Below are 6,373 nucleotides of genomic sequence, written 5' to 3'. Positions count from 1 at the left end.
GTGGACCAAATTTATTTAATTTTTAACTAGCTCCCATTTTTATGGGACACTAGTGAGATATGATATATAATTGAAATTCCATTTTGTGAAACAAAAATGGTTTAAATAAGTACTTACTTTTGATCCACCTAGGTGTACATCCAAACCGAACTGATAAATTTTATAATTATTTGGATGAATTGATAGATATTACTAGAGTTCTCACCGGACTCTTTTCCGGTGAAGGATGGTATATTTATTATCTAGTATGAATAGAGGAGAATTAGTACAATCTCTTGTGGAAGAAACTGGATTGCCGAAAAATGTTGTTAGGACCATAGTGAATGCGTTACCGACTGTTGTGGCGAAAGGAATACGGGAAGGAGAATCTATTTCCATGAAAGGATTTGGATCCTTTGTTCCTTGGCAACAATCCGAGCGATTGGCACGTAATCCGAAAACAGGGGAGGAAGTAATGATTACTCCACGTGCCTCGGTCAAATTCAAGGCCGGGAGCGATTTACTTAAAGAATTAAATGAGTAATAAAAAACTATTCAAACGAAAAAACGGTTTCCTCGTGATGAGAAAACCGTTTTTTTAGAGATAATCGTATTATAATCGTGCTTTGATAGCTTCGCTTTCTTTTTCGTATCCCGGCTTATTCAACAGGGCGAACATATTCTTCTTATAAGCCTCAACACCCGGTTGATTGAAAGGATTCACACCTAACATATAACCACTTATACCGCAAGCTTTCTCGAAGAAATAGAATAACTGACCGATATAGAATGCGCTTACTTCCGGCATCGTAACCTTAATATTAGGAACACCACCATCTACATGAGCCAACTGAGTACCTAATTCAGCCATCTTGTTTACTTCGTCTACGTGCTTGCCAGCCAAGAAGTTCAATCCATCCAAATCGGCCTCGTCTGTAGGAACCAATACGCTATGATCTGTAGCTTCCACGGAGATAACCGTTTCGAAAATCGTACGCTCGCCGTCTTGAATCCATTGACCCATGGAATGCAAATCGGTTGTCAAATCTACGGATGCGGGGAAAATACCTTTACCGTCTTTACCTTCACTTTCTCCGTAAAGTTGTTTCCACCATTCAGCGATATAGTGCAATTTCGGATGGAAGTTAGCCAAGATTTCAATCTTTTTACCGCTCTTATACAACTCGTTACGAGTAGCGGCATAGATAGCGGCCATATTGTCAGCGAAAGGAACGCTTGCGTTTGTTGCTTTTTCCATGGAGACAGCTCCGGCAACCAAGTCACGGATATTGATACCTGCCACGGCGATCGGAAGCAAACCTACCGGAGTCAAAACAGAGAAACGTCCACCTACGTTATCAGGGATGATGAAAGTCTTGTAACCTTCTTGATCCGCCAAGGTACGCAAAGCGCCTCTTTTTGCGTCCGTGATAGCCACGATGCGTTGTTTGGCCTCTTCCTTGCCTACAGCGTCTTCCAATTGTTTCTTCAAGATACGGAAAGCTAAAGCCGGCTCTGTAGTCGTACCTGACTTGGAGATATTGATAATACCGAATTGCTTACCTTTCAAAACTTCACTTAATTCATAAAGATAATCCTCTCCAATATTGTGTCCGGCGTATAACATAACCGGGTTTTTACGGTCGTTCTGCAACCAGTCGAAGCTATTGTTTAACGCCTCTACTACCGCTTTGGTACCCAAATAGCTACCACCAATACCAATGGCTACGACTACCTCACATTTAGAACGAAGCACGTTCGCCGTGTTCTCGATGTCGGTCAACTCTGCGTCCGTAATAGAAGAGGGGAGATGCAACCAACCCAAGAAGTCGTTACCTGCTCCGTTACCGTTATGTAATGTGGCAATACATTCCATTGCCTTGGCCTCTTGAGCGTAAACCTGTTCCTTAGAGACAGTGCCCAGCGCCTTGTCGATGTTTAAACTGATGTTTTTCATATGCTATTTTATTTAAACGTTTCCGTTAATTGACGAATGACCGTTGTCGGCGATTTCTTCTCGTACAATATGTCATAAACAGCGTCCAGTATCGGCATGTTCACTTTATATTTCTCATTGATCTCACGCATACACTTGGTCCCATAATATCCTTCGGCAATCATTTCCATCTCCAGCTGCGCTGTCTTCACGGAATATCCTTTACCGATCATAGTCCCGAAGGTACGGTTACGGCTGAACCGGGAATAAGCGGTAACTAGCAAATCACCCAGATAGACGGAGTCGGTGATATCCCGCTCCAGCCCATGTACGGCATCCACGAAATTACGCATCTCCTCGATAGCGTTCGAGATAAATACGGCTTGAAAGTTATCGCCATATTTCATCCCATGGCAAATACCAGCGGCGATAGCGTACACATTCTTCAGTACGGCGGCGTATTCGATACCAGTCACATCCTTACAAAAGGAATTCTTTAAGTATTGATTCTTGAAAACGGGGGATATCGTGCGGGCCTTCTCAATGTCGGAACAAGCCAACGTAATGTACGAGAGCCGCTCCAGAGCGATCTCTTCCGCATGACAGGGACCACCGATAACTGCTATATTTTCTGTCGGAACCTTGTAATACTCTGCGAAATAATCCGTAATCAACATATTTTCATCCGGTACGATACCCTTGATTGCCGAGATGATAAACTTATCTTTCAGTGAGGTCTTCACCTTCTTCAAGTGTTGTTTCAAGAAAGGGGAAGGCGTAGCGAAGATCAAAGTATCCGAGTCCTTGATCGCTTGGTTAATATTGGAATAAAAGTTTATCTTGTTCGTGTCGAATTTCACGGCGGTGAGGTAACACGGGTTGTGTCCCAACTGCTTGAACTCCTCGATACGATCGGGCCTACGCATGTACCAGTTGATACTATCTTGAGTTGAAAGTACGATCTTGGCTAAGGCGGTAGCCCAGCTACCACCTCCCATTATCGCGATTTTTCCGGGCAAATCCATCGTATCACGCTTTTATTCTCCTACATTGGCTATCCAAGCTTCTATTTCTTGGATCGTAGGATTTTGCAGTTCTAACTTATGTTTTTTATTAAGCTCACAAAGATCTTGTCTTAATTTGTTTGCGTTCGCATCTTTCAGCGTATCAACCGTCAAGTAGCCGGCTTTCTGCAAAACGGGAACCCACTCCTCTGAAATGCCTAAGGCCACGTATTTGTCTGCGTTATCTTTCTTTACGGTTTTCTCCGGACGCATTTGAGGGAAAAGCAATACCTCTTGGATCGTTGTCTGTCCGGTCATCAACATAACCAGACGGTCGATACCGATACCGATACCCGATGTAGGAGGCATACCGAATTGAAGGGCGCGTAAGAAATCCTGATCGATGAACATCGCCTCGTCATCCCCTTTCTCGCTCAAGCGCAATTGCTCCTTGAAACGTTCTTCTTGGTCGATCGGATCGTTCAGCTCGCTATAAGCGTTCGCCAATTCCTTTCCGTTTACCATCAACTCGAAGCGTTCGGTCAATCCCGGTTTACTACGGTGCATCTTGGTCAGCGGGCTCATCTCAACCGGATAGTCGATGATGAAGGTCGGCTGGATAAATGTACCCTCGCAGAACTCCCCGAAGATCTCATCGATCAATTTACCTTTACCCATCGTATCGTCGATCTCCATCTTTAATTCCTTGCAAATCGCACGGATCTCGTCCTCGCTCTTACCTTCCAAGTCGTACCCCGTCTTTTCCTTGATCGCCTCCAAGATAGGCAAGCGACAGAAAGGAGCCTTGAAGCTGATTGTCTTACCATCGATCGTACTCTCGCTCGTACCGTTCACGGCGATACAGATACGCTCCAATAACTTCTCGGTGAAGCTCATCATCCAGTTATAGTCCTTATATTGAACGTAAAGCTCCATGCAGGTAAACTCCGGGTTGTGTGTACGGTCCATACCCTCGTTACGGAAATTCTTACCAATCTCATATACACCCTCGAATCCACCGACGATCAATCGTTTCAAATACAACTCGGTAGCGATACGTAAGTATAGATCGATGTCCAAGGAGTTATGATGCGTGATAAACGGGCGTGCGCTAGCACCACCGGCGATGGATTGTAAGATTGGAGTTTCTACCTCTGTATAGCCGGCCTCGTCCAAGACGGTACGCATGGTCTTGATAATAGCCGCACGTTTCATGAAAATATCTTTTACACCCTCGTTCACCACCAAATCCACGTAACGCTGGCGATAACGAAGCTCCGGGTCATTAAAACCGTCATAAGCGACACCGTCCTTATATTTAACGACCGGTAGCGGACGAAGTGATTTAGAGAGAACTGTCAATTCTTGCGCATGAACGGAAATCTCTCCCATCTGAGTACGGAAAACGAATCCCTTGATCCCGACGAAATCACCGATATCCAGTAATTTCTTGAAAACGACATTGTAGGTGTCCTTATTCTCATCCGGACAAATATCGTCACGGGAGATATAGACCTGTATTCTGCCCTCGGAATCCTGCAACTCCATGAAAGAGGCTTTTCCCATGATACGACGGCTCATGATACGGCCGGCGATACGTACCGGGCGTGGCTCGGCGTCGTCTTTGAATGTCTCTTTTATTTCTTTGGAAAATGCGTTCGTTACATACTCAGCTGCGGGATAAGGCTCTATCCCCATCTGACGCAACTGCTCCATGCTATTACGTCTTATTATTTCCTGTTCACTCAGTTCTAATAGATTCATTATGCTATTATTTTGTATAATACGGCGCAAAAGTACAAAATATTTCTGATTTATGCTGACTTATGTGGTAAAAGGTTGGGGGGATGGGGCAAATGCAGACTAGTCGTTTTTCAGTTTTATAGTTGATGTTTTCTTCAGCAAGAACTGATCTCCTTCCATAAAGATTGGAAGATGGCTGATATATTATGGTTCCTGTATTCGCCAAGAAGACTGAGATAGTCCTTCCTTTCCTCTGCCAGAAACCTTTCGGCGGGGTTTTTCTTTTAATATCGATGGTATAACGTGCTTATTTTCCTGCACAGTATGATTAACAGGTTCGTGTCTTTCCTCTAGGGCAACCGCATCCAAATTCCCTTGTTAGCAAAGTATCTTAACTTCATCGACCAAGTATCTTAAGATACTTTGCCAACGCAACTAAGATACTTGGTCGATGCACTTAAGTATACTTGCCGACCGTCAAAAAGAACCGGAATCCCTTGCCGGAGGGCGAGTCATGCGCATTTAAGGATAGACAATATTGCGGAAAGAAAATATCCTAAGCCGAAGACACTCCAGCTGATCCCCAAGAAATGAGATGCTTGGGAATCAAGGGTTCCGTTGCAATCCTTTCTCCGCTTCTTCCAACATGAGTTGCATGCCCTCTTTTCCCTTGCAGTTGATGATGGAATCATACGAGTTTATAATGGTTCCCGTATGATGGTTGATGATACGGTACCGTAGTCGATCGGGGGTAGGCATACATTTTATGATGTATAGACTATCGCTCAAAAGAGTGATCGCCTCTATATAGCCGACATTCTCGTAACGTTTTTTGTTGATGAATTGGTGTGAATTTGAATAGGTTACGATTTCATTGGTGGATGCGATCGATAGATCTCCATTGGGCCATATCATGAAATGCTCAAAGTAGAGGTATGATTGCGGATCATTATCCTTTTTGGATAAGACTCGTTTGAATTTTCCATATTTATCCCAAACGATTAATTGCTCTCCGGAGCCGATGTAAATATCCTCTTGAAAGATAGCGATGTTTTTGATATTGTAAAGTACATCTATCAATGCGTCATCCCTTGTTTCCAAAGGGACATATCGGTATTCCTCAAACATTTCATCCACGTCTTTTTCTACCCGATGTGAGAGTGGAATAAAATACTCGATTATTTCATCCTTGCTATTATCCTTGGCTCGATCCGGATTACAACAGATAAGCAAAAGGGAGGCTAAAAATAGAAGATAGATCATGGTCGTTAAGCGAAAGGGTGGACGATAAGAGATGACATCTGCTAGAGCCACCCTTTTCTTTTATTGTTAACCTCCTATGGTATTGCGGTTCTGTACTTCTCCATGGCCGGAGCATTTAGTATCACATTGAGAACAACTATCAGCATCAAGTCCATATTGGAGGTCATAACAATGACAATACGCACTTCCTCCCCCTAAGATTTTCATCATTTGCTCTTTTGGAAAAACTTTACCTTGTAGGTTTAACACTACTTTTGTTAGTTTTTTCTGTCTTATGAATTGTTTTTTTTGTTGTCGATATTTATTAATCGAGGAACTTTTTGTATTCAGCATCAATTCATCTGCATAAACCAGAATGTATTGGGGCAAATGTCTAAAATTTATTCTTTGAGAGAATGTTTTGATCTGAGGAATATAATCCAAATCTCGAACGAATATGGAATCGTTC

6 protein-coding genes are annotated in these 6,373 nt (G+C 43.2%); 1 reads left to right on the top strand and 5 read right to left on the bottom strand.

The window, feature by feature from the left end:
- The first annotated feature begins 247 nt into the window (after positions 1-247).
- Positions 248-523: an HU family DNA-binding protein gene (locus E5342_RS18395; protein WP_121737327.1), complete on the top strand. Its 276-nt coding sequence runs from the start codon at positions 248-250 to the stop codon at positions 521-523.
- A gap of 69 nt (positions 524-592) precedes the next feature.
- Here the strand turns inward: E5342_RS18395 and E5342_RS18390 are convergent, their stop codons facing one another.
- From E5342_RS18390 to E5342_RS18365, 5 genes are all read right to left on the bottom strand, one after another.
- A complete protein-coding gene (locus tag E5342_RS18390) occupies positions 593-1,936 on the bottom strand; it encodes a glucose-6-phosphate isomerase (protein WP_121737326.1) in 1,344 nt (447 codons plus the stop codon).
- An 8-nt stretch (positions 1,937-1,944) separates the two neighbouring features.
- On the bottom strand, positions 1,945-2,940 hold the full coding sequence (locus E5342_RS18385) for an NAD(P)H-dependent glycerol-3-phosphate dehydrogenase (RefSeq protein WP_121737325.1): 996 nt from the start codon (positions 2,938-2,940) through the stop codon (positions 1,945-1,947).
- A 12-nt stretch (positions 2,941-2,952) separates the two neighbouring features.
- Positions 2,953-4,683 carry a lysine--tRNA ligase gene (lysS, locus tag E5342_RS18380; RefSeq protein ID WP_135960022.1) on the bottom strand — a complete coding sequence of 577 codons (1,731 nt, stop codon included), beginning with the start codon at positions 4,681-4,683 and terminating at the stop codon, positions 2,953-2,955.
- A gap of 585 nt (positions 4,684-5,268) precedes the next feature.
- The gene (locus E5342_RS18370; RefSeq protein ID WP_246867166.1) at positions 5,269-5,925 is read right to left on the bottom strand and encodes a 6-bladed beta-propeller; all 657 of its coding nucleotides are present in this window, start codon (positions 5,923-5,925) and stop codon (positions 5,269-5,271) included.
- A 66-nt stretch (positions 5,926-5,991) separates the two neighbouring features.
- Positions 5,992-6,373 (bottom strand): hypothetical protein (locus tag E5342_RS18365; protein WP_246867165.1); only part of this gene is annotated, 382 nt, incomplete at its 5' end.

The organism is Parabacteroides distasonis (assembly GCF_004793765.1).
In the GTDB taxonomy this organism is placed as follows: domain Bacteria; phylum Bacteroidota; class Bacteroidia; order Bacteroidales; family Tannerellaceae; genus Parabacteroides; species Parabacteroides distasonis_A.
The sequence above is the reverse complement of the archived record's forward strand: the minus strand, read 5'-3'. Positions and strand labels throughout refer to the sequence as shown.